The organism is Knoellia locipacati (assembly GCF_007992835.1).
In the GTDB taxonomy this organism is placed as follows: domain Bacteria; phylum Actinomycetota; class Actinomycetes; order Actinomycetales; family Dermatophilaceae; genus Knoellia; species Knoellia locipacati.
This window is the reverse complement of sequence record NZ_BKBA01000009.1, coordinates 250,694-276,253: the sequence shown is the minus strand read 5'-3', so window position 1 is coordinate 276,253 and position 25,560 is coordinate 250,694. Positions and strand designations below refer to the sequence as shown.

Below are 25,560 nucleotides of genomic sequence, written 5' to 3'. Positions count from 1 at the left end.
CCGACGGGCTACTCCCAGGGAGTGGAGAGCACGACCGTCGTCCGGGTCGACACGTTGGCCTTGGCGCGGATCGTCGCCAGCAGCTCCTCGAGCTCGTGCGGCGTGGCCACCCGCACCTTGAGGACGTAGTTCATGTCGCCCGCCACCGAGTGGCACTCCTCGACCGCCGGCACGTCGCGCAGACGGTCCGGGATGTCGTCGGGCGCCGCGGGGTCCAGCGGCGTGATCGAGATGAACGCCGTCATGGCGACCCCGATGGCGGCGTGGTCGATCCTGGCCGTGTAGCCCTTGATGACGCCGCGCTTCTCGAGGCGGCGCACACGCTGATGCACTGCCGACGTCGACATGCCCAGCGCCCGTCCGAGGTCGGTGTAGCTCATCCGTCCGTCGGTCGAGAGCTGGTCGACGATCTTGCGGTCCAGGTCCTCCACGGGGCCAACCCTAGGGCCACAGGGCACGATGTCTGGCATGACGGCACCGTCGAGAACCACACGCTCCCCACGCGGCTCCCTCATCGTGCTCGCGGTCCTCGCCATCCTCTGGCTCGGCTGGCTCGCGTGGTTCCTCTCGGCGCCCGACCGCAACCCGGGCGGGCAGTGTGCCGGCTTGGGCTTCGGGTGCACACCGACGCCGCGCGACGTCGCGTCGTTCGTCGGCGTCATCGGCCTTGCCCCGTTGAGCGTCCTCGTCCTCGTCGTGACCCTCGTCGTCCGCCTCGTGCGGACCCGCTCGGGCTCACGCCGCACCGCGTGGGACGTCGTCGTCGGGGCCCTGCTGGTCGCGGCCGGTGCCCTGTGGCTCGTCGGCACCGTCGCCGGGGCGTTCTGAGCCCTCCCCCGGCCCCGTCATCGCCCAACTAGGCTGCCGCCATGACGACGGACCGGCTCCTGCTCCTCGACTCCGCCTCGCTGTACTTCCGCGCGTTCTACGGCGTCCCGGACCAGCGCACGTCACCCGACGAGCACCCCACCAACGCCCTGCGAGGCTTCCTCGACATGATCGCCACCCTCGTCACGGCGCACCAGCCCACGCACCTCGTCGCCTGCTGGGACAACGACTGGCGCCCCCAGTTCCGGGTCGACCTCATCCCGAGCTACAAGGCGCACCGCGTCGGTGGCCCGGGCGCCACGGCGCCCAGCCCTGCTCCGGGTGACGCCCCCGACCAGGCACACCCCGCCTCCGACGACACCGCCGCCGAGGAGGTGCCGGACGACCTCGCTCCCCAGGTCCCGCTCATCGCCGACGCCCTCGCGGCGTTCGGCATCCCCCGCCTGGGCGCCGACGGGTTCGAGGCCGACGACGTCATCGGCACCCTCGTCGAGCGGCACCGCGGCACGATGGCCATCGACGTCGTCACCGGCGACCGCGACCTGCTCCAGCTCATCGACGACGAGAACGCCGTGCGCGTGCTCTACACCGGCAAGGGCGGTGTCCGTGAGCCCGACCTCGGCACGCAGGCCTACCTCGAGGACAGGTATGCCGTGCCGTCCGGTGACGCGTACGCCGACATGTCGATCCTGCGCGGGGACACGAGCGACGGCCTCCCCGGCGTCAAGGGCATCGGTGACAAGACCGCCGCCCAGCTCATCGCGGCATACGGGACCCTCGACGGCCTGCGCAAGGCCCTCGAGGAGGGTGACCCGGCCATCAAGGGAGCCCGCCGGGCCAACCTCGAGGCGGCCACGGCATACCTCGACGTCGCGCCTCGCGTCGTGCGCGTCGCACGCGACGCCCCGGTCGCGCAGGTCGACACGGCCCTGCCGAAGGCGGTGGCCGACACGCGCCTGCTCAGCGAGCTCGCGTCGACCTACGGCATCACGAACCCGATCAACCGGGTCCTGGCAGCGCTCCAGATCCCCTGAGCCGCAGGGGTTCTCAGTCGAGGCGGTCGGCGGCGACGACGCCGCGCCGGACGCCGTCGATGGCCTTGCGCGCCGACCGGCGCAGCTCGGTGTCGGGGGCGGCGTCGGCGATCTGACCGAGCAGGTCGACGATCTGCTTGCACCGGCGCACGAAGTCACCGGCGGCCATCTCCTGCCCGCGCAGCACGGCGTCGAGCCGCTCGCCGCTCGCCCAGCGGTGCACCATCCAGGCCATCCCGCCGTCGGGGGCCATCGTCGTCTCGAGGCCGTGCTGGCCCTCGAGGTCGTCGAGCTCGCTCCACAGGCGCTGCATCTCGGTGACCGCCGTGGCGACCTCGTCGTTGGGCATCCGGGGTGAGGGGTCGGCCTGCTCGTGCCGGGGCTCGTGGACGAGGGTCGAGACGCAGGCGGCGAGCCCGGGAGCGTCGAGACGCTTCCAGACGTCGCGCCGCAGGCACTCGGCCGCGAGCAGGTCGCGCTCGGTGTAGAGGCGGCGCAGCCGCTCCCCGCGGTCGGTCACCGCGCTGTCGTCGTCGAGGTAGCCGAGCTGTCGCAGCACGACGCAGATCCGGTCGAAGGTGCGGGCGACACTGTTGGTGCGGCCCTCGACCTTGCGCTGCAGGCCGGACGTCTCGCGCTTGAGACGGTGCCAGCGCTCGGCCCACCGGGCGTGGTCCTCGCGGTCGGGGCACTGATGGCACGGGTGGGCCTTGAGCTCCTCGCGCAGGTGCGCGATCCGGTCGTGCTCCTGCGCCGCCTCCCGGCCGACCTCCTTGGCCGACTTCGGCGGCGGGTCGTGCGGCACGGCAATGCGCATCGTCGTCGCCAGGTCACGACGCGACTTCGGTGACTTGGGGTTGAAGTGCTTGGGCACGGTGATGCGGACCGCGGCCTCGACGGGCACGGGGACGTCGGTGAGCGTGAGCCGACGGAACTGGCGGTCCTCGGTGACCACGCCCGGGCCGCTGGGGGCGCCCTTGCCGGTGCGCGCGGACTGGACGACGACGGCCCAGCCGGAGCGACGGCCGGCGGGCACCTTGACGACGTCGCCGACCTTGAGGTTCTCGAGGCTGATGGCTGCCTCGGCCCGCCGGCTGGCCGAACGCTTCTTGGCGCCGTCCTTCTCGGCGTCGGCGATGGCGCGGCGGAGCCCGGCGTACTCGCGGAAGTCCCCGAGGTGGCAGTGCATCGACTCGGCGTAGCCGTCGAGCGCCTCCTCGTTGCGGCGCACCTTGGTGGCGAGCCCGACGACGGCGCGGTCGGCCTGGAACTGCGCGAACGAGGTCTCGAGGATGTCGCGGGCCACCTGGCGACCCACTTGGGCCACGAGGTTGACCGCCATGTTGTACGTCGGCCGGAAGCTCGAGCGCAGCGGGTAGGTGCGGGTCGAGGCCAGGCCACCGACGGCGATCGGATCGAGCCCGCGACTCCACTGGACGACGGCGTGGCCCTCGATGTCGATGCCTCGACGCCCGGCACGCCCCGTGAGCTGGGTGTACTCGGCCGGGGTGACGTCGACGTGCGCCTCGCCGTTGAACTTGACGAGCTTCTCGAGGACGACGGTGCGCGCGGGCATGTTGATGCCCAGCGCCAGGGTCTCGGTGGCGAAGACGGCGCGGATCCGGCCGGCGGTGAAGAGCTCCTCGACGATCTCGCGGAAGAGCGGGAGCATCCCGGCGTGGTGGCACGCGAACCCACGGGAGAGCCCTTCGACGAAGTCGAAGTAGCCCAGGATGCCCAGGTCCTCCTCGGCGAGCGAGCCCATGCGCTCCTCGACGTGGCGACGGATCCGCTCGCCCTCGCGCTGAGGGATGAGCCGGGTGTCGGTGGACAGCAGCTGGCCGACGGCGGCCTCGCACCCCATCCGGCTGAAGATGAACGTGATCGCTGGCAGCAGGCCGTCGCGGTCGAGCTGGGCGATGACCTCGGCGCGGGTGGCGCCGCCGCCGGGTCGTCCGCCGCGGACGAACCCGCGGTCGTCGCGACCGGAGGACCCGCCGGGCCCTGCCTGCCTGCCGTTGCCGCCCGGTCCCCCGCGAGGGCCCTGACCGGCATACCCGGGTCCGCCGGAGCCCCCGCGACCCGGACCGCGTCCGCGGTCGCGACCCATGTCACGGCCGCGCCCACGGTCTCGGGTGCTCCCCCGCACCCACCCGTCGTCAGCCCGGCGCTGGTCGGCTCCGCGGATGGCCTGCACGAGGTCGGGGCTGACCCGTGGGGTCGATCCGTCCTCGCGCGGCTCGGCGGTCTCGTCGACGAAGAGGTCGAACAGCGAGCTGCCGACGAGCATGTGCTGCCAGAGCGGGACCGGGCGGTGCTCGGAGACGACGACGGCGTGGTTGCCGCGGACCTCGGCGAGCCAGTCACCGAACTCCTCGGCGTTGCTCACCGTCGCGGACAGCGAGATCACCTGCACCGACTCGGGCAGGTGGATGATGACCTCCTCCCACACGGCGCCGCGGAAGCGGTCGGCGAGGTAGTGGACCTCGTCCATGACGACGAAGCCGAGGTTGCGCAGCGTCGAGCTCCCGGCATAGACCATGTTGCGCAGGACCTCGGTCGTCATGACGACGACGGGCGCCTCACCGTTGACCGAGGAGTCGCCGGTGAGCAGGCCGACCTTGTCGACGCCGTGGACGGCGACGAGGTCGTGGTACTTCTGGTTCGACAGGGCCTTGATCGGCGTCGTGTAGAACGCCTTGCGTCCCGTCGCCAGCGCGAGGTGGACGGCGAACTCCCCGACGATCGTCTTGCCGGCGCCGGTGGGCGCCGCGACGAGGACGCCCTGACCGGCCTCGACGGCCAGGCACCCCTGCACCTGGAAGTCGTCCAGGGGGAACTCCAACGAGGCCGTGAATGCCGCCAGATGTGGGCCCGGGGTGCTCATGCCGGTCAGGCTACGTCAGGACGGTCACCGCTCCGGGGACGACCTCGCAGTCGAGGGGCAGCGGTTCGAACCGTTCACCGTCGGCGTAGGACACGATCCCCCTGGCCTCCAGCCGGACGTGGCGCCCGCGCAGGATCTCGACGGCGGGGTGGCTCACGTGCTCGCCCTTGAAGACCTTCGGGAAGACGCGCAGCAGCGTCGGGATCGACACCTCGTGGAGGATGAGGACGTCGAGCATCCCGTCGTCGTAGCTCGCCTCCGGGACGACCTTCATGCCTCCCCCGTACGCCGGCCCGTTGGCGACCGCGACGAGCATCGCCTTGGTCTCGTGCCGGGTGCCGTCGATCTCGACGACGTAGGGAATGGGGCGGAAGACACCGAGCTCGCGGGCGATCGCGAGGTTGTAGCGCATCTGTCCCTTGGGCCAGCGCCAGCCGTTGGCACGCTCGTTGACGACGGCGTCGAAGCCCGCGGCGAGCACACCGACGAACCAGCGTGCCTCGCCCTGCGCGGTGACGAGACGGATCGCGTCGATGCGCCGGGTGGCGCCCCGCGTGATCCGCTCGACGGCCTTCGCGGCGTCGCGCACCGGCAGGCCGAGCTCGCGGGCGTTGTCGTTGCCCGTGCCGGCGGCGATGATGCCGAGCGGCACGTCGGTGCCGGCGACGAGGTTGACGCCGAGGTGGACCATGCCGTCACCACCGGCGACGACGACGACGTCGACCGACCTCTCGAGGATCGCGGCCCGGCCCCGCGCGAGGGCGTGCGCCCCGTCCATCGCCGAGAGGTCCACGATCTCGTGCCCCGCGGCGGCCAGGAGCGACGCGGCCTCACGACCGATCCGGGCACCGGTGTTCTTGCCGGCCGTCGGGTTGATGACGAGGCCGACCCGCATCGGGGCGGTCACAGCGTGGAGGCCTCTTCGTCCGAGGCGTCGAGCCAGTCGGGGCGGTCCTGCGCCCGGCGCCGGTCGATGAGGCGGGCGATGCCGTAGGCCACGAAGTACAGGACGATGAGCGGCGTGGCGAGCAGCAGCATCGTGTAGGGGTCGGGTGTCGGCGTCGCGATCGCGGCGAACACCACGATGAGGACGACCGCGGGGCGCCAGCCCTTGATCATGATGTGCGCCGGCAGGACCCCGACGACGTTGAGCGCGACGAGGACCACCGGGAAGAGGAACGCGAACCCGAAGACGAGGATGAAGCGGGTGACGAAGGCGAAGTAGAGCGACGCCTCGGGCAGGTTCGCCGCACCCTCCGGCGTGAAGCCGAGGAGGATCTCGACGGCCTTGGGCAGCGTCGTGTAGCCGAACCAGCAGCCGCCGAGGAAGAGCGGGACGATGGCCGCCACGAACATCAGGGAGAGCCGCTTCTCCTTGCGGGTCAGCCCGGGGACGATGAACGCCCACGCCTGCCAGAGCCACATCGGTGCGGACAGGATGGTGCCCGCCCAGATCGCCAGGCTGAGCCGCTGCGAGAAGGCCGCCGTCAGCCCCGCGTAGTTGAGGTCGATGAGCGAGCCCTCACCGCGCTGCTTCGCGATGTTCGCGATGGGGGCGGTGAGGTGCTCGTAGATGATGTCGAAGAGGTACCAGCCCACGACCGAGCACACGATGAGCGCCGCGGACGCGATGAAGAGGCGTCGACGGAACTCACGCAGGTGGTCGCCGAGCGACATCCTGCCTTCGGGGTCGCGCTCTCGCCGCCGGGGCAGGCGAGGACGACCGGGTCTCGCAACTCGGGCCATGGGGAGGTCGGGTCAGACGATCTTGCGGGTCGCGTCGCCGGTCTGCTCGCCCGACACGTTGTCGGTCCGGGGCGCGTCCTCGTGGATCGGCGTCGTGCCCTGGGCCGTCGTCGGGGTGACGTCGGCCTCACGACGCACGGGGCCACCGTGGACGGTCTCGCCGGACACGGTCTCGGACTTCTTGTCCTTGCCGTCGTTCTTCATCTCGTCGACCTCGGACTTGAACACGCGAGCCGAGCGGCCGAGGCTGCGTGCCGCGTCGGGCAGGCGCTTCCAGCCGAAGATGACGATGAGGAGGACCGCGATGATGATGATCTCGGGGGCGCCGAGTCGGCCACCAAACATGAGTTGCCTTCTTCCGGTGAGGGTCGGGGGTCAGTCTACGTCGTGGGTCTGTGGAGCCAGGGCTGCGGAGGCGCGCGCGGCGATGCGTTCGCCGAGATCCTGCGGTGAGACGACGAGCACGTGGCCGCCCATCCGCAGGACGAGTCGCTCGAGCCAGGCCGTGTCGGCCGTGCGCAGGGTGATGGTGCGAGACCCGTCGGCCTCGTCGCTCGTGGACTCGACCGGGTAGTAGTCGCTCACCCACAGCGCGCCGGGCAGCAGCCGCAGCGTCACGAGCAGGTCGGACTCGGTGGCGCTGAAGATGCTCTCGCCGAGCTCGCGCGGCGACACGCCGTCGGGAGGTGTCCCGTCCTCGTCGAGCACGGTGAGCCCCTCGACCCGGTCGAGCCGGAACATCCGCACGCCCTCGGCGCGGTGGCACCAGCCCTCGAGGTACCAGTGCCCCTCGGCGGCGATGACGCGCATCGGGTCGACGTCGCGTTCGGTCGACTCGTCACGACCGGGCACGTGGTAGGTGAGGTGCAGGCGCCGGTGCTGCTGCACGCCCTCGCGGGCGTGGGCCAGCACCTGGGGGTCGACCGCGTCCGTGAGGTCCACCGACACGCGGGACGCCGGCTCGGCCGCGGTCCCGGCCGCGGCCTCGAGCTTGGCCAGCGCCCGCTCGATCGCGTCGCGCTCGGTGAGGCCGGGGACGTCGAGGAGCGTGCGCAGGCCGACGATGAGGGTGACGGCCTCGTCGACGCCGAGGCGCAGGGGCCGCGAGATCGTGTCGGCGTTGCCCACGAAGACCCGGCCCTCCTCCCAGTCGGCCTCGATGAGCTCGTCGGGCATCTGGCCGTAGCCGCAGAGGAAGAGCAGGTTGAGGTCGGACTCGAGCTGCTCGACGGTGACGCCCAGGCCCCGTGCGGCCTCCTCGAGCTCGATCCCCTGCCGGTTGACGAGCCAGGGCACCATCGTCAGCAGGCGGGTGAGCCGGTTGGTCGCGGTCTCGGTGGCCATCAGGCGCCTGCCTCGTGGGCCGCGAGCACGCCCCGCAGGTGGCTCTGCACACGCTCGAGCAGCTCGGACGGCTCGAGCACCTGGACGTCGTCGGCGTGTCCGGCCACCTCGGCGGCGAACGCGTCGACGTCGTGGAAGTCGATGCTCAGCTCGGACCAGCTCCCGTCGGTGTCGGAGGTGCGGGTGGCGCGGCGGCGCAGGCTGTGGCCGGCGCCGGGACGGACGAGCAGGCGGGCGACGCGGGTCTCGCCGCTGGGCGCGGAGCGTTCGACGAGGACGCGCGCCTCGAAGTCGGCGGGGACCTCGAACGCGCCGGGGCGTCCTGCCGTGCGGACCGTGCCGTCGATGCGCGAGAGCCGGAAGACACGGGTGTCGTCACGGTCGAGGTCGTGGCCAGCGAGGTACCAGCGCCCGTGCCACTGCACGAGCGACCACGGCTGGACGGTGCGGACCTGGGCCTCGGCGCGCTCGGGGCGGCGGTAGCCGAAGGTGATCGGGGTGCGGCTCAGCACGGCGTCTTTGACCGCCTCGAACGCCGGCTCGGTGGTGCGCAGCCGCGGCTCGATGCCGATGAGGGCGCCCTCGTCGCGCTCGACGTCGGATGCGCGGAGCTTGCGCAGCGCCTGGGCGGCGGGACCGGCCATCGAGGCCTGCGCCCAGCTGCGGCTCGCGAGACCGAGCACGGCGAGCTCGTCGGGCTCGAACTCGATGTCGGGCAGGGCGTAGTCGCGCTGGTGGATGCGGTAGCCCGGCTCGTCCTCGTGCAGGACGTCGATCTCCTCGGTCACGAGCGGCACGCCGAGCGCGCGCAGCTCGTCCTTGTCGCGCTCGAACATCCGGTCGAAGGCCTCTGTCGACGCGGTCTCGCCGTACTGCGGCACGAGACCCCGGATCTGGGCCTTGGCGAGCGGGCGGCGGGTGTAGAGGAGCACGAGAACGAGGTTGAGCAGCCGCTCGGTCTTGGCCGCCGGCCCCTGCGCTGCGCTCATGATGTCCGACGGTAGTCGATAGCCTGCCTCCCGTGATGCAGTGGCGCGACGGTGTGGTCCTCCGACAGATCCGTGAGTGGCCGGGGGCGGTGGAGTATGCCGTGAGCCTGGCTCCCGCGACCGACCCCGCGACGGAGGTGCGAGCCCTCGCCTACACGGCGATGGTCGGTCGTCCCGAGCCCGGGGACCGTGTCGTCCTCAATGCCTCCGCCCTGCTCAAGGGTCTCGGCACCGGTGGGCTCGCGTTCGTCGTGGCCCTGCCCGACCGGCTCCCCGCCGACGCCCCCGACTCCCCCGGGCACATCGTCAAGGCCCGCTACACCCCGCAGCAGCAGATGTTCCTCGCCGTCGACGAGCAGGACAGCCCCCACCACCACGTCCTGCGGGACGCCGAGTCCCTCGACGGGATGCCCGTGGTCGTCGCCGACCTGCACTCCGCCCTGCCCGCGATCATCGCCGGTGTCCGGCTCGCGCGCCCGCAGGCCCGGGTCGCCTACGTCATGACCGACGGCGGAGCACTGCCGCTGGCCTTCTCCCGCGCGGTCGCGGGGCTCAGGGAGGCGGGCTGGATCGCCGCCACGATCACCGTGGGCCAGGCGTTCGGCGGTGACCACGAGGCCGTGTCGCTGCACAGCGGCCTGCTCGCGGCCCGGCACGTCGTGGACGCCGACGTCACGGTCGTCGTCCAGGGACCCGGCAACGTGGGCACCGGCACGCCGTGGGGCTACTCCGGTGTCGCCGCGGCCGAGGCACTCCATGCGGCCCACGTCCTCGGCGGCACGAGCATCGCGGCGCTGCGCGTCTCGGGAGCCGACCCCAGGGAACGGCACCGCGGGATCTCGCACCACAGCACCACGGCATACGGGAAGGCCCTGCTGTCGCCGGCGCTCGTCCCGGTGCCCGCCGGTGGAGGACAGCTCGCCGCCCTCGTCCGCAGCCAGGCCGCACGGCTCGCCGAACGCAGCCGTGCCGATCTCGAGGTCGTCGAGATCGGCACGGACGGCGTGCTGGAGGCGCTGCGCCACACCCCGGTGAAGCTCTCCACCATGGGACGGGGCCTCGACGAGGACCTGGCCGGGTTCGTCGTCAGTGCCGTCGCCGGAGTGTGCGCCGCGCAGCGGGTGGAGCCGGTCAGCGCACGCTGACGAGGTCCACGACGAAGATCAGGCTCTCACCGGGCTTGATGACGTTGCCCGCGCCCCGGTCGCCGTAGCCGTAGGTCGGCGGGATGAGCAGGCGGCGCCGTCCACCCTCGCGCATGCCGACGATGCCCTCGTCCCAGCCGCGGATGACCTGGCCGACACCGACCTGGAAGGTCAGCGGCGCGCCGCGGTTCCAGGACGCGTCGAACTCCTCGCCGGTGGAGTGGGCGACGCCGACGTAGTGCGCGGAGATCGTCGCGCCGGCGGTGGCCTCGGCGCCGTCACCGACGGCGATGTCCTCGATGACGAGCTCGGTGGGAGCCTCGTCACCCGGGAAGTCGATCTCGGGGCGGGTGGTGGCGGGGTCGAATCCCATGTGGGGGTCCTCTCGGAAAGGGGGTGTTCGCTGGTGGACGGTGGCTCAGACGGCGCCGAGGATGTCGACGACGAAGACCATGGTGTCGGTGCCCTTGATGTCGCCCTGGCCCTGGGCGCCGTAGCCGTCGGCCGGCGGCACGACGAGGAGCAGGCGGCTGCCGACGGTCTGGCCGACGATCGCCTTGTCCCAGCCGGGCACGACCGCGCCGACGCCGATGGCGGTCGGGTAGCCGGTGGCGTTGGAGTCGAAGACCTTGCCGTCACGCCAGAGGGCGCCGGTGTAGGCGACCTTGATGGTCTGGCCCTTCTCGACCTTGGCGCCGGTGCCGGTGACGAGCGGCTGGTTGACCAGGGCGGTGGGCGCGGTGGTCTTGGGCATGGTGATCGTCGCTGCCTTGCCGGGGTTCATCTTCACGGTCGGCAGGCCGGACTTGGGTGCGACGGCCGCGCCCTCGGCCTCCTTGAGCGGGGCGATCACCTTGTCGACGTCGACGACGAAGAGGATCGGGTCGTCGGCCTTGAGGCCCATGTCGCTCTTGCCCTCGGGACCGTAGACGTCCTTGGTGGGCGCGCCGAGGAGCAGGCGCGCGCCGGGCTTGGCGCCGACGAGGTGCTTGGTGAAGAGCGGGAGCATCTGCTGGTCGGTGAGGTCGATTCCGAGGGTCTGGCCCTCCTTCCAGGTGCTCGTCACGACCTTGCCGTCGGCGCCGTTGACGACCTGGGCCTTGATCGAGAGCATGTCGGTCTTGCCCGCCGCCTTGCCCTCGCCCTCGGTGATGACGCGCTTGGTCTCGGCGGTGAGCTTGAGGGGCTGGGGCGACACCGTGACGGTCGGCTCCTTGGCCGGGTCGGTGCCCTCGACCTTGACCTGGGCCAGCGGGCCGGTGTCGGCCTTGGTGTCGCCAGAGCTGCCGGAGCCGCAGCCGACGAGGGCGACGGCGCCGACGGTCAGGGCAGCGGCGAGAGGGGCGAAACGGGCGCGGGACACAGCAGATGACCTCAGATCGAGCGGGGGGTGGGATCTCCCCACCATAACCACTGGACCTGTCAGCTCCCTGAGATCACCTCGTGCGTCACATGCCGGAGATGAGCCGCTGCACCCGCGGGTCCTCGTTGCGGAAGGGGTCCTTGCACAGCACGGTCCGCTGGGCCTGGTCGTTGAGCTTGAGGTGCACCCAGTCGACGGTGAAGTCGCGACGGTGCTCCTGGGCGGCCCGGATGAAGTCGCCGCGCAGCTTGGCGCGCGTGGTCTGTGGCGGCCTGACCTTGGCCTCGAAGATCTCCGGGTCGGTGACGGCGCGCGCCGCCCTGCCACGTGCCTGGAGCAGGTAGAACAGCCCCCGGCGCCGCGTGATGTCGTGGTAGGCGAGGTCGATCTGGGCGAGCCGCGGGGAGTCGAGGTCGAGCCCGTGCCTGCTGGCGTAGTCGTCGAGCAGCTTGTGCTTGATGATCCAGTCGATCTCGGTGTCGACGGCGCCGTGGTTGCCGCTCTCGACCGCGTCGAGGGTGCGCTCCCAGAGGTCGAGGACGGTCTTGTGGTCGGGATCGCGAGCACCCTCGCGCTCGACGTATGCCGCTGCGGCGGCGAGGTACTCGCGCTGAAGGTCGAGGGCGCTCAGCTCACGGCCGTTGGCGAGGCGGACGAGCCGCCGCCCGGTCATGTCATGGCTGATCTCACGGATGGCTCGGATGGGGTTCTCGAGGGTGAGGTCGCGCATGACGACGCCGTCCTCGATCATCCGCAGGACGAGGTCGCACGAGCCCACCTTGAGCATCGTCGTGGTCTCGCTCATGTTGGAGTCACCGACGATGACGTGCAGCCGGCGGTACTGCTCGGCGTCGGCGTGCGGCTCGTCGCGGGTGTTGATGATGGGACGGCTGCGGGTCGTCGCCGACGAGACCCCCTCCCAGATGTGGTCGGCCCGCTGGCTCACGGCGTACTCGACGCCCTTGGAGGTGCGGACGAGCTTGCCCGCGCCACAGATGATCTGGCGGCTGATGAGGAAGGGCAGCAGCGTGTCCGAGAACACCTGGAAGTCGCCCCCGCGACCGACGAGGTAGTTCTCGTGGCAGCCGTAGGAGTTGCCGGCCGAGTCGGTGTTGTTCTTGAAGACGTAGATCTCGCCGTTGACGCCGTCCTCGTGCAGCCGTGCCTGCGCGTCGGCGACGAGCCCCTCGACGACCCGCTCCCCCGCCCGGTCGTGGGCGACGAGCTGGCGCAGCGAGTCGCACTCGGCGGTGGCGTACTCGGGGTGGCTGCCGACGTCGAGGTAGAGCCGCGAGCCGTTGGCGAGGAAGACGTTGCTCGACCGGCCCCAGGCGACGACCTTGCGGAAGAGGTAGCGGGCGACCTCGTCGGGCGTGAGGGTGCGCTGGCCCTCGGACGAGGCGGTGATGCCGTACTCGTTCTCGATCCCGAAGATCCGTCGCTCCATGGCGCCACCCTAGTCTCGATGGGCGCCGCGCCGGCGGTGGTGGCGCGGACCGGGAGTCCAGCATCCGAAACGGTTGTTCCAGCATCCGGCCAGTAACGGCATGTTGGGGATTCGACAACTTCGCGTTACCGATGAGAGGACTCCCCGATGGCCACGCTGCGTCTCGGCGACACCGCCCCTGACTTCACCGCTGAGACCACCGAGGGTGAGATCAGCTTCCGCGACTGGAAGGGCGACGGCTGGGCCGTCCTCTTCAGCCACCCGGCCGACTTCACGCCGGTGTGCACCACCGAGCTCGGTCGTGTCGCCGCCCTCAAGGACGAGTGGGCCGACCGCAACGCCAAGGTGCTCGCCGTGTCGGTCGACGCCATCGACGACCACCAGGCCTGGAAGAAGGACATCGAGGAGGTCGGAGGCTCGGCCGTGACCTACCCGATCGTCGCCGACAAGGACCGCAAGGTCGCCGAGCTCTACGACATGATCCACCCGGGCGAGGGTGACACCTCGAGCGTGCGCTCGGTCTTCCTCATCGACCCCAAGGGCAAGGTCCGCCTCACGCTGACCTACCCCAAGAGCGCCGGGCGCAACTTCGACGAGGTCCTGCGCGCCCTCGACGCCCTCCAGGTCAACGACTCCGGGCCCTTCTCGACGCCGGCGGACTGGAAGCGCGGCGAGCGCGTCATCGTCGCACCGACCGTCTCCACCGAGGACGCCCTGGAGAAGTTCAAGGATGTCGAGGAGGTCAAGCCCTACCTGCGCTACGCGGCGGCGCCCACCGCCTGACCCTCGACTTCTTGCCCTGCTGGGACGGTGAGCGCCAGCGAGGTGTCCCAGCAGGGCAAGAAGTCGAGCAAGATGTGCTCATGGCCGACGACATCGCACTCGAGATCCCCGCTGACCTGCTGCTGCCCGCATCGGGCTCCGGTCCGGGGATCGTCCTGTTCCAGGAGATCTTCGGGGTGACCGACTACATCCGGTCGCGGGCCCAGGACCTCGCCGACCTCGGGTACGTCGTGCTCGTCCCCCACCTCTACGGACGCCTCGGCGACCCGGTGGTCGAGGAGGGCGGCGAGGGGCTCCCCCGCGCGATGGCCCTGCTCGAGGAGGTCGACTGGCAGCTCGCCGTCGCCGACGGTGTCGACGCGGTGGCCGCGCTGCGGGCTCACCCGGCCGTCGCGGGTGGCGCGGGCGTGCTCGGCTTCTGCTTCGGTGGCGGCATGGCGTTCAACGTCGCCGCGGTGGCAGACCCGAAGCCGGATGCGCTCGTGAGCTACTACGGCTCCGCGCTGCCGGGCCTGCTCGGTCTCGCGCCCGAGGTGACCTCGCCGAGCCTTCACCACTTCGGCGACAGTGACGACTACATCCCCCTCGACACCGTGCGCGACATCGAGCGAGCGGTGACGGAGGGCTCCGACGACGTGACGTTCGAGGTGCACCCCGGCGCAGGCCACGCCTTCGACAACCCGTCGCCGATGTTCCACCACGCCCAGGCGTCGGCGGCCGCCTGGCAGCAGACGACACAGTGGCTCGGCCGGCACCTCCCGGTGACCGCGCAGGCGACCGCCGGCTGACACCCGCGACCACGGGCTGGCGACCGCCGCCCCCACCGAGCGATCACCCGTGTCGGCGGGGTCCTAGTCGGAGTCGGGCGTCGGCTCGTCGCCGTGCCGCTGGGTCTGCGGGTTGCTCGCGGCCTGCCTCGGCGTGTCGTGGCCCTCGGGCGGGACGTCGTCGGTCGGGTCGTCCACGGACAGCAGGTGCCCGAGCAGGTCGCCGTTGATCCGGCTGAACATGCGCCGCGACCGGGTGCGGTCGAGCACCGCGACCTCGAGATGGGCCGGACCGAGCTCGCGGTCGGGGCCGCCGGCGGGGTCGTGGGCCAGTCCGGCGACGGCGAGCTGGAGCGCCTGGGCCAGGGTGAGGCCCGGCTGCCACTGCTCGGTGAGCCGCTCCTCGATCTGGTCGGACGCGCCGCCCATGGCGACGAGACCGCGCTCGTCGGCGACGGACCCGTCGTAGGTGAGCCGGTAGATCTGGTCGCTCTCGGCGTCGCGGCCGACCTCGGCCACGACGATCTCGACCTCATAGGGCTTGGACTCCTGGGTGAAGACCGTGCCGAGCGTCTGAGCGTAGGCGTTGGCCAGCCCGCGAGCGGTGACGTCACTGCGGTCGTAGGAGTAGCCCCGCAGGTCGGCGTAGCGCACGCCGGCGACGCGGAGGTTCTCGAACTCGTTGTACTTGCCGACCGCGGCGAACGCGATCCGGTCGTAGATCTCACCGATCTTGTGCAGGCTGCGCGACTGGTTCTCGGCGACGAAGGCGATGCCGTGGTCGTAGCCGAGGACGACGACCGACCGGCCGCGGGCGATGCCCTTGCGGGCGAAGTCCGCCCGGTCCTTCATGAGCTGCTCGGGCGAGACGTAGAACGGCATACCGGCGGTCATGAGGCACTCCCGTCGCGACGGCCACCGGCGTTGCCGTGGCGGTGGGCGATGATCGCGTCGACGACCGGCGCGACCGCGTCGTCGGCGACGAACCGGGCGCCGTCGGCAGTGACGAGAGCCACGGTGGGCCAGATCCGGCGCCCGACGTCAGGGCCACCCGTCGCCGAGTCGTCGTCGGCAGCGTCCCACAGGGCCTCGACGGCCACGCGCACCGCCTCGTCGGCGGTCATGCCGGGACGGTAGAGCTTCTTCATCGCGCCGCGGGCGAAGAGCGAGCCCGACCCGATGCTGTGGTGGTCGTGCTCCTCGTAGCAGCCGCCGGTGACGTCGTAGGAGAAGATCCGGCCGAGCGCCTCGTGGTGGTCGTAGCCCGCGAACACGGGCACGACGCTCAGGCCCTGCATGGCCATGCCGAGGTTGCCGCGGATCATCGAGGCGAGGCGGTTGGCCTTGCCCTCGAGGGACATGAGCGTGCCCTCGATCTTCTCGTAGTGCTCGAGCTCGACCTGGAACAGCCGGACGAGCTCGATCGCGAGCCCGGCCGTCCCGGCAATGCCGACCACGGAGAACTCGTCGGTCGCGAAGACCTTCTCCATGTCCCGGTTGGCGATGATGTTGCCCATCGTGGCCCGGCGGTCACCGGCCATGAGGACGCCGCCCTCGAACGTCAGCGTGACGATGGTCGTGCCGTGCGGCGCGTCGATCGTGGCACCAGGCGGCAGGCCGCGACGCGATGGGATGAGCGTCGGCTCGTGCTCGGCGACGAAGTCCGTGAACGACGACGAACCGGTGCGCAGGTATGCCGCGGGGAGACGGCCGCCGTCGGGCACCGGGCTCACTCGCCGCCCTTCTGGACGAAGCCGCGCACGAACTCCTCGGCGTTGGTCTCGAGGACCCCGTCGATCTCGTCGAGGATGTCGTCGATGTCGGTGTCGGCGACCTGCGCCGCCGGGGCGGCTGCGGGCTCGGGGGTGTCGTCAGGGCCGTCGTCGCGTCGCGTGGGCTTGATCTGTTCCTGGCCGGCCATGGGAGTCCTCCTGGTGTCGCCGCGCACCCCGCAGGGCGCCTCTCTGGTCGAGCCTAGTCGGAGGGTCGGTCGGCGACGGCGAGCGACGCGAGGAGCGACCGGATGTCGGGCGCCCCCTCGACGAGCTCGCCGACGGCCGCCTTCGTACCACGCAGTGGCTCGAGGATCGGGATGCGCTGCAGCGTGCGCTCCCCCGGCACCTCGACGACCACCGAGTCCCACGACGCGGCGACGACGGACTCGGGGAACTTGCGCAGGCACGCGCCCCGGAACCAGGCCCGGGTGTCCTCGGGGGCGGCGTCCATCGCCCGGGTGGCCTCCTCGTCCGTGACGAGCACCTCCACCCGTCCGGTGGCGGCGAGGCGGTGGGCCAGACCGCGCTCGGCGCGCACGTCGGACCACTGGATGTCGACGGCCCGCAGGCGAGGGTCGCCCCAGCCGAGGGAGTCGCGCTCGCGGTAGCCCTCGAGGACCGAGAGCTTGGCCACCCAGTCGACCCAGCGACGGGCGTCCATCGGGTCGCCCTCGAGGGCCGTGAGGACCGTGTCCCACCAGTGGAGCACCTCGGTCGTCTCGGCGTCGACGTCGCTCCCCCACGTGGTGTCGACGTAGTCGGTGGCGAGCTCGAAGTAGGTGCGGAGCAGCTCCACCGGGCGGATCGAGCGTCCGTCCACGAGCTCGATCGTCGACTGCAGCGACGGGTCGTGGCTCACGGCCTGGAGCGTGCGCACCGGTGCGGCGACCGAGAGGTCGGTCGTGAAGGCGTCGTCCTCGATCATCGCGAGGACGAGCGAGGTCGTGCCCATCTTGAGCAGGTTGGCGACGTCGCAGTGGTTGGCGTCGCCGAGGATGACGTGGAGCCGCCGGTAGAGGTCCGCGACGGCGTGGGGCTCGTCGCGGGTGTTGATGATCGGCCGCTTGAGGGTCGTCTCGAGGCCGACCTCGGTCTCGAAGAAGTCGCTGCGCTGGGCCAGCTGGTAGCCCGGCGTGCGGGAGTCGACGCCGATGCCCACCCGGCCGGAGCCGCACATCACCTGGCGCACGACGAAGAACGGCGTGAGCTGCGAGATGATCCGCGAGAACGGCGTGCGGCGCGACATGAGGTAGTTCTCGTGGGTGCCGTAGGAGGCGCCCTTGCCGTCGGTGTTGTTCTTGTAGAGGTTGACGCCCGGCGGGACGGTCGCGAGCCGGTGCACCGCCTCGCGCATGACGAGCTCGCCGGCCTTGTCCCAGACGACCGCGTCGCGCGGCGTCGTCACCTCGGGCGAGGAGTACTCGGGGTGGGCGTGGTCGACGTAGAGGCGCGCGCCGTTGGTGAGGACGACGTTGGCCATCGTGGGGTCCTCGATGTCCGTGAGCTGGCTCGGGTGGGCCGCGCCACGTCCCATGTCGAACCCTCGCGCGTCGCGCAGCGGCGCCTCGTCGGCGTAGTCCCACGAGGCCTGCGCGGGACGGATCCCCCGGCTCGCGGCATACGTCGTCACGACGTCACCGGAGAGCACCATCGGATTCGCACCCGGGGCACCCGGCACGGAGATGCCGTACTCGGTCTCGATGCCCATGACCCGGCGGACGGTCATGACACCACCTCTGCGGCACCGGTCGGGGACATGGGTGCAAGCCAACCACGACCACGGCATACTCCCGGCATGCGCTCGTACCGCGGAATGTCACCCCTCACCACGGCGACCGTGGCGGTCATCGACCGCCTGCGGGTCCCGGTCGAGGAGATGGACGAGCAGCAGCGCCACGAGGCCCGCGGTTCGACCTACCCGGCGAGGCCGCCGCACTCGTGGGTCACCGGCGTCGCGGACCCTGCCGTGGGCATCACGTTCGGGACGGCGCCGGCGCGGGACGGCTACGAGATCCCGCTGCGCATCTACCGCCCCCGCGCCATCCGCGACGTCCAGGACGACGTGCCGGTCATCGTCTGGTTCCACGGTGGCGGCTGGGTGCTCGGCAACGTCGTCAACTACGACCCGCTCTGCACCCACCTCGCCGCCGAGGTCGGTGCCGTCGTCGTGAGCGTCGACTACCGGCTCGCCCCGGAGCACCCCGCGCCGACGGCCGCCCACGACGCGGTCGACGCGACGACCTGGGTCGCGGCCCAGTCCGACGTCCTGCGCGCCGACGCGCACCGGATGGCGGTGGCCGGCGACTCGGCCGGTGGCAACCTCGCCGCGGTCGTGGCGCAGGTCGTGGCGTCGTCGGGAGCCGACTGGATCCGGCACCAGGCGCTGCTCTATCCCGCGACCGACCTCACGATGTCGTCGCCGTCGATCGAGGAGCACGCGCACGCGCCGATCCTCACCCGCGACTCGATCCTCGCCTTCCGTGACCACTACGTCCCGGAGCAGGACTACGAGAACCCGCTGCTGTCACCGCTCTTCGGCGACCTCACCGGTCTCGCGCCCGCGCTGATCCAGACCGCGGACCTCGACCCGATCCGGGACGACGGAAGCCGGTATGCCGTGGCGCTGCGCGAGGCGGGTGTCGAGGTGCGGCACACGAACTACCTGCGGGTGCCGCACGGTTTCGCGAGCTTCCCTCGCGCCTCTGCGGCGGGTTCTCAGCACCGCTGGGAGCTCGTGAGTGAACTGCGTCGGCACCTGACCTGACCTCTGGCCTAGGGTTCGACCATGCGAGAGATCGTCGTCTTCTCCGGCAGCGCCCACCAGGGCCTCGCCTCCCAGATCTGCGACCGGCTCGGGGTCCCCCTCTCGCGCAGCGAGATCAAGCGCTTCAGCAACGACTGCCTCCAGGCCCAGCTCCTCGCGAACTGCCGCCAGCGCGACGTCTACATCGTCCAGCCGCTCGTCCCGCCGACGCAGGAGCACCTCATGGAGCTCCTCCTCATGATCGACGCGGCGCGCGGCGCCTCTGCGGCCCAGATCACCGCGGTCATCCCGCACTACGCCTACGCACGCTCGGACAAGAAGGACGCGTCGCGCATCTCGCTCGGTGGCCGGCTCGTCGCCGACCTCATCTCGACGGCCGGCGCCCACCGCGTGCTCACGATGAACCTGCACGCGCCCCAGGTCCACGGCTTCTTCTCCGTCCCGGTCGACCACCTCACCGCGCTGGGCGTGCTCGCCGACCACTTCCGCGGCACCGACCTCAGCGACTCCGTCGTCGTCTCCCCCGACCTCGGCAACGCCAAGGAGGCCACGCAGTTCTCCCGCCTGCTCGGGCTGCCGGTCGCGGCCGGCAGCAAGAAGCGCGAGAGCGACGACAAGGTCGTCATCGACTCGATCGTCGGTGACGTCCGTGGCAAGCGGGCCATCGTCCTCGACGACGAGATCGCCACCGGCGGCTCGATCATCGAGCTGCTGGACCGGCTCGCCGACTTCGGGGTCACCGAGGCCGCCGTGGCGTGCACCCACGGTCTGTTCGCCGGCCGCGCCGTCGAGCGGCTGCGCAACCACCCGATGGTGAGCCAGGTCGTCACGACCGACACGGTGCCGGCGCCCTCGGGGTGGCCGGAGCTGCAGGTGCGCACGGTGTCCGGGCTCTTCGCCGAGGCGATCACCCGCATCCACGGTGGTGAGTCGGTGAGCATCCTCTTCGACGGCGTCGACCCGACGCACGCGCCGCCCCAGGGCTCGCTCTTCGACAAGGTCGGGAGCTGAGGGCGTGTCGCGTCTGCTCGCACCCCTGCTCGACCTGATCGCCGTCGTCGTGTTCGCGACCGTCGGCCGCCGCTCGCACGCACACGGCATCACCCTCGGTGGGGTCCTCGAGACCGCGGCGCCGTTCCTCTGCGGGACCGCCGCCGGCTACCTCCTCGCCTCGCTCACGCTCGACGCCTCTCCCAGGACCTGGCAGTTCGGCACCATCGTCGTCGTCGCCACCGTCGTCGTCGGGATGCTGCTCCGCAAGCTCGCCGCAGCCGGGACGGCGCCGTCGTTCGTCGTCGTCGCCACGGTGTTCGTGGCCGCGACGATGCTCGGCTGGCGCCTCATCGCCCGCCTCCTCTCCTCCGACTGATTGCCCCACCGCGAGGCACGTCCCCCCGCAACTGATTGCCCCACCGCGAGGGGTTCTCGGCTCGGACTGGGGCAATCAGTTGCGCTGGGAGTGCGACTGATTGCCCCACGGTGCGGTCTTGTCGCTTGTCCACAGGGCCCTGAGTGCGGGATGCGCCGTCCACAGACCCCGGGCCGAGGGCTGTCGGCGTGGGCGACCTCTCTGGTCGGCTCGAGTGATGGACCACTCCGCCCGGGCCCTCGCGTCCCTCCCCCAGCCGTTCAGCCGAACCGAGGCTCTGGCCGCCGGCGTCACGGAGTGGAGCGTTCGCGCCTGCCTCACCTCGCGGTCCCTGATCACTCTCGGCAAGGGCCTGTATGCCGTCCGCGAGCCTTGGCTTGCCGAGAGCCAGTGGGCGCGCCATCGCCAGATGGCCGTGGCGGCTGCCCGGCTCACACCGGACGCCATCGTGAGCCACGCGAGCGGGGCGGCGCTTCTGGGGCTGCCGCACCCGGCATACGCGCCCGACAAGGTCGCCATGACGTTGCTCGACGACGTGCGCACGAGCCGTCGGGACTCCTGGCGCCGGTTTCATCGCGGGCGAACGCCGCCCGACCACGTCCTCATCCGGCACGGCGTCCCCGGGCTCGTGGCTGCGCGGGTGGTCATCGACAGCGGCCGTGAAGTGCACGGCCGAGATGCGCTCGCCATCGCCGATGGTGCTGTCCGTACTGGGCTGGTGGACTTCGACGAGCTGCTCGACATGCGTTGCCACCAACGACACTGGCCCGGCATCGCGGCGACGAACCAGATCCTGCTGTTGGTGGACGGCCGTCGTGAGAACTGGTTGGAGTCGGCCTCGGCATGGTCGATGTCGCGGTGGGACCTTCCAATGGGCATTCCACAGGTCAACGTGTTCACGCCGGACGGCGAGTTCGTGGGACGGCCCGACGTCCTCTGGCCCGACCACGGTCTGGTGGGCGAGGCGGACGGGGTCGGCAAGTACCTCGTGGACGGTGCCACGGACGACGCAGTCCGTGCCCTGCTCGGCCGCGAGACGGTGCGCGAGGCAGGGATGGCCGAGCTGGGCCTGGAGGTCATTCGGTGGACACCGAGCGAGTCGATCCTCGGTGACGCCATCCACACCAGGTTCACCCAGTCCGCCGACGCCTCTCGAGGTTCCAGGGTGCGCGCCGTCTTCCGGTGCACGTGCTGCAACCACCCGCTCGAGGAGTGCGTGGTCGAGGCTGAGCTCCTCGTGTGGCGTCGCAGGGTGGTGCGACTTCTCGAGCGTCGGGTCTGGTGATCCGAGGCGCTGGACGGCCCCAAGGATCTGACATCGCAACACTGCGCCGGCGGTGATCGGTGGCCGGGCCGTCAGCCACCGCGCCCTTCAACTGATTGCCCCACCGCGAGGTCGAAACCTCTTGGTGGGGCAATCAGTTGCGGCTGAAACCTCGCGGTGGGGCAATCAGTTGCGGGACGTCTAGAGGTACTGGCCGGTGTTGGCGATCGTGGAGATCGATCGGCCGGGCTCGTTGCCCTCCTTGGTCTTGATGAGGGTGCGGATGTAGACGATCCGCTCCCCCTTCTTGCCCGAGATCCGCGCCCAGTCGTCGGGGTTGGTCGTGTTGGGCAGGTCCTCGTTCTCCTTGAACTCGTCGACGACGCTCTGGAGGAGGTGTCCGACCCGCAGGCCCCGCTGGCCGGTGTCGAGGAGATCCTTGATCGCCATCTTCTTGGCACGGTCGACGATGTTCTGGATCATGGCCCCGCTGTTGAAGTCCTTGAAGTAGAGAACCTCTTTGTCACCGCCGGCGTAGGTGACCTCGAGGAACTCGTTCTCGTCGTCCTCGGAGTACATCCGGGTGACGACCGCCTGGGTCATGGCGTCGACGGTCGCCTGCGGGTTGCCGCCGTTCTCGGCGAGGTCGTCGGCGTGAAGCGGCAGGTCGGCGGTGAGGTACTTGCTGAAGATCTCGCTGGCGCTCTGGGCGTCGGGGCGCTCGATCTTGATCTTCACGTCGAGCCGTCCCGGGCGCAGGATGGCCGGGTCGATCATGTCCTCGCGGTTGCTGGCACCGATGACGATGACGTTCTCGAGGCCCTCGACGCCGTCGATCTCGCTGAGCAGCTGGGGCACGATCGTCGTCTCGACGTCGCTGGAGACACCGGACCCGCGGGTGCGGAACAGGCTGTCCATCTCGTCGAAGAACACGACGACCGGGAAGCCCTCGGAGGACTTCTCGCGCGCCCGCTGGAAGATGACCCGGATGTGGCGCTCGGTCTCGCCGACGTACTTGTTGAGCAGCTCGGGGCCCTTGATGTTGAGGAAGTAGCTCGCCCCCGGCTCGCGCCCCTCCTTCTCGGCGATCTTGCGCGACAGCGAGGCCGCGACGGCCTTGGCGATCATCGTCTTGCCGCAGCCGGGAGGGCCGTAGAGCAGGACGCCCTTGGGTGCCTTGAGGTGGTGCTCGGTGAAGAGGTCGGGGTGGAGGTAGGGCAGCTCGACGGCGTCGCGGATGAGCTCGATCTGGCTGCCCAGGCCGCCGATGTCGTCGTAGGCGATGTCGGGCACCTCCTCGAGGACGAGGTCGGCGACCTCGGCCTTGGGGATCTGCTCGTAGACGAAGGCGCTGCGGGGCTCGAGGAGCAGAGCGTCACCGACGCGGAGCTTCTTGTCCGACAGGGAGGCGGCCACCCGGCACACGCGCTCCTCGTCGGCGCGCGACAGGACGAGGACGCGCTCGTCGTCGAGGATCTCCTTGAGGAGGACGACCTCGCCGGCGCGCTCGAAGCCGTGGACGGCGACGACGTTCATGGCCTCGTTGAGCATGACCTCGCGCCCGACCTCGATCTCGCCGAGCTCGATCGTCGGGCTCACCGCGACGTGCATCTTGCGGCCACCGGTGAGCACGTCGACGGTCTTGTCGTCGAAGGTCTCGACGACGACGCCGTAGCCCGAGGGCGGCTGGCCGAGCCGGTCGACCTCGGACTTGAGCGTGACGATCTGCTCACGCGCGTCGCGCAGGGTGCGCACGAGGCGCTCGTTCTGCGCGGAGACGGTGTTGACCTGGGAGCGCAGGTCGGAGACTTGGCCCTCGAGGCGACGCGTGGCTTCGCGGTCGGACGGAGGGGTGAACTCGGTCATCGTGGCCTCCTCGGCGTGACGTGCACCTCCACGCTAACCCGTGACGCTGCGCCGAACCTTCCTGACTCGCTTGTCGGACGGAATGCGTTCGCCGATGGCCTCGGGCGTCCACTCCTCGGCCGTGGCACCGGGCAGGGCCTCGACCGGCGCGCCGTCGCCCTCACCCGCAGCGTCGGCACTGTCGTAGCCCTTGCCCGGGCGGCGCTTGCGCAACGGCGGCGTCACCCCGGGTGCGAGGCGACGGGTGGTGATGAGGAAGCCCGTGTGGCCGTGCATGCGGTGCTGGGGCCGCACGGCGAGTCCCTCGAGGTGCCACCCGCGCACGAGCGACTCCCAGGCGGACGGCTCGGTCCACTCCCCCGCGTCGCGCATGGCCTCGGCGACCTTGGACAGCTGGGTCGCCGTGGCGACGTAGCAGATGAGGACGCCGCCGGGCGCGAGCGCTTGGCCGACGACGTCGAGGCAGTCCCAGGGGGCGAGCATGTCGAGGACGACGCGGTCAACCGTGCCCGGCTCGACGTGCTCGGGCAACGCCTCGACGAGGTCACCGACGGTGACGGTCCACGCGGGGTGGTCCCCACCGAAGTACGCCCGGGCGTTGGCCATCGCGATGTCGGCGAAGTCCTCGCGCCGCTCGAACGAGTGCACGTGGCCCGTGTCACCGACCGCCCGCAGCAGCGACATCGAGAGCGCGCCGGACCCCACGCCCGCCTCGACGACGACCGCGCCGGGGAAGATGTCGGCCATGGTGACGATCTGGCCGGCGTCCTTGGGATAGACGACGGCCGCACCGCGCGGCATCGACATGACGTAGTCCGAGAGCAGCGGCCGCAGGGCGAGGTACTCGAACCCCGCGGTGTTGGTCACCGTCGAGCCGTCCGGCGCCCCGATGAGGTCGTCGTGCTGGAGGTAGCCGCGGTGGGTGTGGAACTGCTTGCCCGGTGCGAGGGTGATGGTGTGGAGCCGCCCCTTGGAGTCGGTGAGCTGCACGCGCTCACCCTCGGCAAAGGGTCCACGTCGAAGGTCGGCACCGGTCGCACTCATGAGGCGGAAGTCTAGTTGGCGCCGATGGCCCGGTTGACCGCCTCCACGGTGACGAGCCCCAGGACGCGTCCGTCCTCGACGGCGACGACCACCGAGCTCTGCGTCTCCTGGATGGCGGTGACGACCGCCGTGAGGTCGTCGCCCCGTCGCGTCTCGGCGACCCAGGGCTCGGGCTGGACCCGCGCGACGGCGGACACCGGTGTGCTCGACCAGCGCTCCCGTGGCACACCCGCCGCGTCCTCGGGCAGGGACAGCGCGGCCGGTCGGCCGGTGGGGTCGACGACGACGGCGCAGCCGCCGGTGGCCGCTGCCGCCTCGAGGACGTCGTGCGGGCGCAGCACGGGCACCGGCTGGACGACCTGGGCGACGGTCCCGCGGCCGAGCATCTCGCGCGCCTGACCGGTGCGGATAGCGGCCGTGGCGCCCTGCCACATGAAGACCGAGATGAGACCCATCCACACGATGGACGTGAGCGAGGGCTCGTTGCCGGCCAACAGCGGACGGACGACGAACCAGAGGATCACCCCGACGGTGACGAGGCGGCCCGTCCACCCCGCGGCGATGAGGCCCTTCTCGCGGCGACCCGTGAGCCGCCACACCAGCGCATCCACGAGCTGACCACCGTCGAGCGGCAGGCCCGGCAGCAGGTTGAAGACCGCGAGCAGGACGTTGACGAACGCGACCCCGTAGAGCACCCGGCCGGTCACGTCGCCGGTCACGGCGAGCGACGCCACCCACGCCACGGCCCCGAGCGCGAGGTTGGCGAGCGGGCCGACGACCGCGATGAGCGCGGCCTTCCCGGGGGTCGACAGACGGGGGTCGTATGCCGTGTGCCCACCCCAGAGGTCCGCCACGACCCGGTGGACCGGGAGCCCAGCGGCGTGGGCGGTCGCCGCGTGGGCGCCCTCGTGGACGAGCACGGACACAAGGAGCGAGACGGCATACGCCACGCCCACGACGTAGGCGAGGGCCCCGAGCTCGGGTGACCCGGAGCCCACGATGAAGGTGATGAAAGCCGCCAGGAGCAGCCAGCTGGGCCCGATCTGGACCGGCACACCACCCACCCGAGCGATGACGAGTCCCTTCGAACCCGTCTCAATCGGTGCGGTCATGGCCGCGACCATACAAGGCGGCGGCATACTCGA

At 71.0% G+C, this 25,560-nt stretch carries 26 protein-coding genes; 9 read left to right on the top strand and 17 right to left on the bottom strand.

Annotated elements, in window-relative coordinates:
- Positions 1-8: 8 nt before the first annotated feature.
- Positions 9-431 (bottom strand): Lrp/AsnC family transcriptional regulator, encoded by a 423-nt coding sequence (locus KLO01_RS12865; protein ID WP_147065745.1) that lies wholly within the window; start codon positions 429-431, stop codon positions 9-11.
- A 37-nt stretch (positions 432-468) separates the two neighbouring features.
- Between KLO01_RS12865 and KLO01_RS12860 the strand changes: the two genes are divergently transcribed.
- Entirely contained in the window at positions 469-828 is a 360-nt protein-coding gene (locus KLO01_RS12860; RefSeq protein WP_147065743.1) for a hypothetical protein, read from the top strand.
- Between the two features lie 41 nt (positions 829-869).
- Positions 870-1,862: a 5'-3' exonuclease gene (locus tag KLO01_RS12855; protein WP_147065741.1), complete on the top strand. Its 993-nt coding sequence runs from the start codon at positions 870-872 to the stop codon at positions 1,860-1,862.
- A 13-nt stretch (positions 1,863-1,875) separates the two neighbouring features.
- Here the strand turns inward: KLO01_RS12855 and KLO01_RS12850 are convergent, their stop codons facing one another.
- From KLO01_RS12850 to KLO01_RS12825, 6 genes are all read right to left on the bottom strand, one after another.
- Positions 1,876-4,749, bottom strand: a complete 2,874-nt coding sequence (locus KLO01_RS12850; RefSeq protein WP_147065739.1) for a DEAD/DEAH box helicase — start codon at positions 4,747-4,749, stop codon at positions 1,876-1,878.
- 10 nt (positions 4,750-4,759) lie between these two features.
- A complete protein-coding gene (locus KLO01_RS12845; protein WP_147066105.1) occupies positions 4,760-5,644 on the bottom strand; it encodes a YegS/Rv2252/BmrU family lipid kinase in 885 nt (294 codons plus the stop codon).
- An 8-nt stretch (positions 5,645-5,652) separates the two neighbouring features.
- Entirely contained in the window at positions 5,653-6,426 is a 774-nt protein-coding gene (tatC, locus tag KLO01_RS12840) for a twin-arginine translocase subunit TatC (RefSeq protein ID WP_147065737.1), read from the bottom strand.
- An 81-nt stretch (positions 6,427-6,507) separates the two neighbouring features.
- A complete protein-coding gene (tatA, locus tag KLO01_RS12835) occupies positions 6,508-6,840 on the bottom strand; it encodes a Sec-independent protein translocase subunit TatA (protein ID WP_147065735.1) in 333 nt (110 codons plus the stop codon).
- A gap of 30 nt (positions 6,841-6,870) precedes the next feature.
- Positions 6,871-7,839: a helix-turn-helix transcriptional regulator gene (locus tag KLO01_RS12830; RefSeq protein WP_147065733.1), complete on the bottom strand. Its 969-nt coding sequence runs from the start codon at positions 7,837-7,839 to the stop codon at positions 6,871-6,873.
- Positions 7,839-8,828, bottom strand: coding sequence for a helix-turn-helix transcriptional regulator (locus KLO01_RS12825; RefSeq protein ID WP_147065731.1), 990 nt, complete (start codon positions 8,826-8,828; stop codon positions 7,839-7,841). Before KLO01_RS12825 ends, KLO01_RS12830 begins: the two co-directional genes overlap by 1 nt.
- 32 nt (positions 8,829-8,860) lie before the next feature.
- Between KLO01_RS12825 and KLO01_RS12820 the strand changes: the two genes are divergently transcribed.
- On the top strand, positions 8,861-9,973 hold the full coding sequence (locus KLO01_RS12820) for a DUF3866 family protein (protein ID WP_371860272.1): 1,113 nt from the start codon (positions 8,861-8,863) through the stop codon (positions 9,971-9,973).
- Here the strand turns inward: KLO01_RS12820 and KLO01_RS12815 are convergent.
- The 3 genes from KLO01_RS12815 to pafA all read right to left on the bottom strand — a co-directional run bounded on the left by KLO01_RS12815 (position 9,960) and on the right by pafA (position 12,783).
- Positions 9,960-10,346 (bottom strand): FKBP-type peptidyl-prolyl cis-trans isomerase, encoded by a 387-nt coding sequence (locus KLO01_RS12815; RefSeq protein ID WP_147065730.1) that lies wholly within the window; start codon positions 10,344-10,346, stop codon positions 9,960-9,962. The two genes, KLO01_RS12820 and KLO01_RS12815, sit on opposite strands and share 14 nt — an antisense overlap.
- Positions 10,347-10,391: 45 nt before the next feature.
- The gene (locus KLO01_RS12810) at positions 10,392-11,336 is read right to left on the bottom strand and encodes an FKBP-type peptidyl-prolyl cis-trans isomerase (protein ID WP_186828041.1); all 945 of its coding nucleotides are present in this window, start codon (positions 11,334-11,336) and stop codon (positions 10,392-10,394) included.
- Between the two features lie 85 nt (positions 11,337-11,421).
- The gene (gene pafA / locus KLO01_RS12805) at positions 11,422-12,783 is read right to left on the bottom strand and encodes a Pup--protein ligase (RefSeq protein ID WP_147065726.1); all 1,362 of its coding nucleotides are present in this window, start codon (positions 12,781-12,783) and stop codon (positions 11,422-11,424) included.
- Positions 12,784-12,930: 147 nt separating this feature from the next.
- On the opposite strand from pafA, the gene KLO01_RS12800 reads away from it, so the two are divergent.
- Together KLO01_RS12800 and KLO01_RS12795 are read left to right on the top strand one after the other, a co-directional pair.
- A complete protein-coding gene (locus KLO01_RS12800; protein WP_147065724.1) occupies positions 12,931-13,566 on the top strand; it encodes a peroxiredoxin in 636 nt (211 codons plus the stop codon).
- A gap of 80 nt (positions 13,567-13,646) precedes the next feature.
- Positions 13,647-14,354 (top strand): dienelactone hydrolase family protein, encoded by a 708-nt coding sequence (locus KLO01_RS12795; protein WP_147065722.1) that lies wholly within the window; start codon positions 13,647-13,649, stop codon positions 14,352-14,354.
- Positions 14,355-14,417: 63 nt separating this feature from the next.
- Here the strand turns inward: KLO01_RS12795 and prcA are convergent, their stop codons facing one another.
- The 4 genes from prcA to dop are packed head-to-tail and all read right to left on the bottom strand — an operon-like array spanning position 14,418 to position 17,834.
- The gene (prcA, locus tag KLO01_RS12790; protein WP_147065720.1) at positions 14,418-15,227 is read right to left on the bottom strand and encodes a proteasome subunit alpha; all 810 of its coding nucleotides are present in this window, start codon (positions 15,225-15,227) and stop codon (positions 14,418-14,420) included.
- Positions 15,224-16,066: a proteasome subunit beta gene (gene prcB / locus KLO01_RS12785; protein WP_147065718.1), complete on the bottom strand. Its 843-nt coding sequence runs from the start codon at positions 16,064-16,066 to the stop codon at positions 15,224-15,226. Before prcB ends, prcA begins: the two co-directional genes overlap by 4 nt.
- Positions 16,063-16,254 carry a ubiquitin-like protein Pup gene (locus tag KLO01_RS12780; RefSeq protein WP_147065716.1) on the bottom strand — a complete coding sequence of 64 codons (192 nt, stop codon included), beginning with the start codon at positions 16,252-16,254 and terminating at the stop codon, positions 16,063-16,065. Before KLO01_RS12780 ends, prcB begins: the two co-directional genes overlap by 4 nt.
- A 53-nt stretch (positions 16,255-16,307) precedes the next feature.
- Positions 16,308-17,834: a depupylase/deamidase Dop gene (gene dop, locus KLO01_RS12775; RefSeq protein ID WP_147065714.1), complete on the bottom strand. Its 1,527-nt coding sequence runs from the start codon at positions 17,832-17,834 to the stop codon at positions 16,308-16,310.
- Between the two features lie 69 nt (positions 17,835-17,903).
- Between dop and KLO01_RS12770 the strand changes: the two genes are divergently transcribed.
- From KLO01_RS12770 to KLO01_RS12755, 4 genes are all read left to right on the top strand, one after another.
- A complete protein-coding gene (locus tag KLO01_RS12770; protein WP_147065712.1) occupies positions 17,904-18,872 on the top strand; it encodes an alpha/beta hydrolase in 969 nt (322 codons plus the stop codon).
- A 21-nt stretch (positions 18,873-18,893) separates the two neighbouring features.
- The gene (locus KLO01_RS12765; RefSeq protein WP_147065709.1) at positions 18,894-19,883 is read left to right on the top strand and encodes a ribose-phosphate diphosphokinase; all 990 of its coding nucleotides are present in this window, start codon (positions 18,894-18,896) and stop codon (positions 19,881-19,883) included.
- 4 nt (positions 19,884-19,887) lie between these two features.
- Positions 19,888-20,241: a DUF3054 domain-containing protein gene (locus KLO01_RS12760; RefSeq protein ID WP_147065707.1), complete on the top strand. Its 354-nt coding sequence runs from the start codon at positions 19,888-19,890 to the stop codon at positions 20,239-20,241.
- Between the two features lie 217 nt (positions 20,242-20,458).
- Positions 20,459-21,526: a hypothetical protein gene (locus KLO01_RS12755; protein WP_147065704.1), complete on the top strand. Its 1,068-nt coding sequence runs from the start codon at positions 20,459-20,461 to the stop codon at positions 21,524-21,526.
- A gap of 180 nt (positions 21,527-21,706) precedes the next feature.
- Here KLO01_RS12755 and arc read toward each other — a convergent pair whose 3' ends face one another.
- The 3 genes from arc to KLO01_RS12740 are packed head-to-tail and all read right to left on the bottom strand — an operon-like array spanning position 21,707 to position 25,527.
- Positions 21,707-23,371 carry a proteasome ATPase gene (gene arc / locus KLO01_RS12750; RefSeq protein ID WP_147065702.1) on the bottom strand — a complete coding sequence of 555 codons (1,665 nt, stop codon included), beginning with the start codon at positions 23,369-23,371 and terminating at the stop codon, positions 21,707-21,709.
- A gap of 33 nt (positions 23,372-23,404) precedes the next feature.
- Positions 23,405-24,415: a tRNA (adenine-N1)-methyltransferase gene (locus KLO01_RS12745; RefSeq protein ID WP_147065700.1), complete on the bottom strand. Its 1,011-nt coding sequence runs from the start codon at positions 24,413-24,415 to the stop codon at positions 23,405-23,407.
- Positions 24,416-24,426: 11 nt separating this feature from the next.
- The gene (locus KLO01_RS12740) at positions 24,427-25,527 is read right to left on the bottom strand and encodes a site-2 protease family protein (RefSeq protein WP_186828040.1); all 1,101 of its coding nucleotides are present in this window, start codon (positions 25,525-25,527) and stop codon (positions 24,427-24,429) included.
- Positions 25,528-25,560 lie beyond the last annotated feature (33 nt).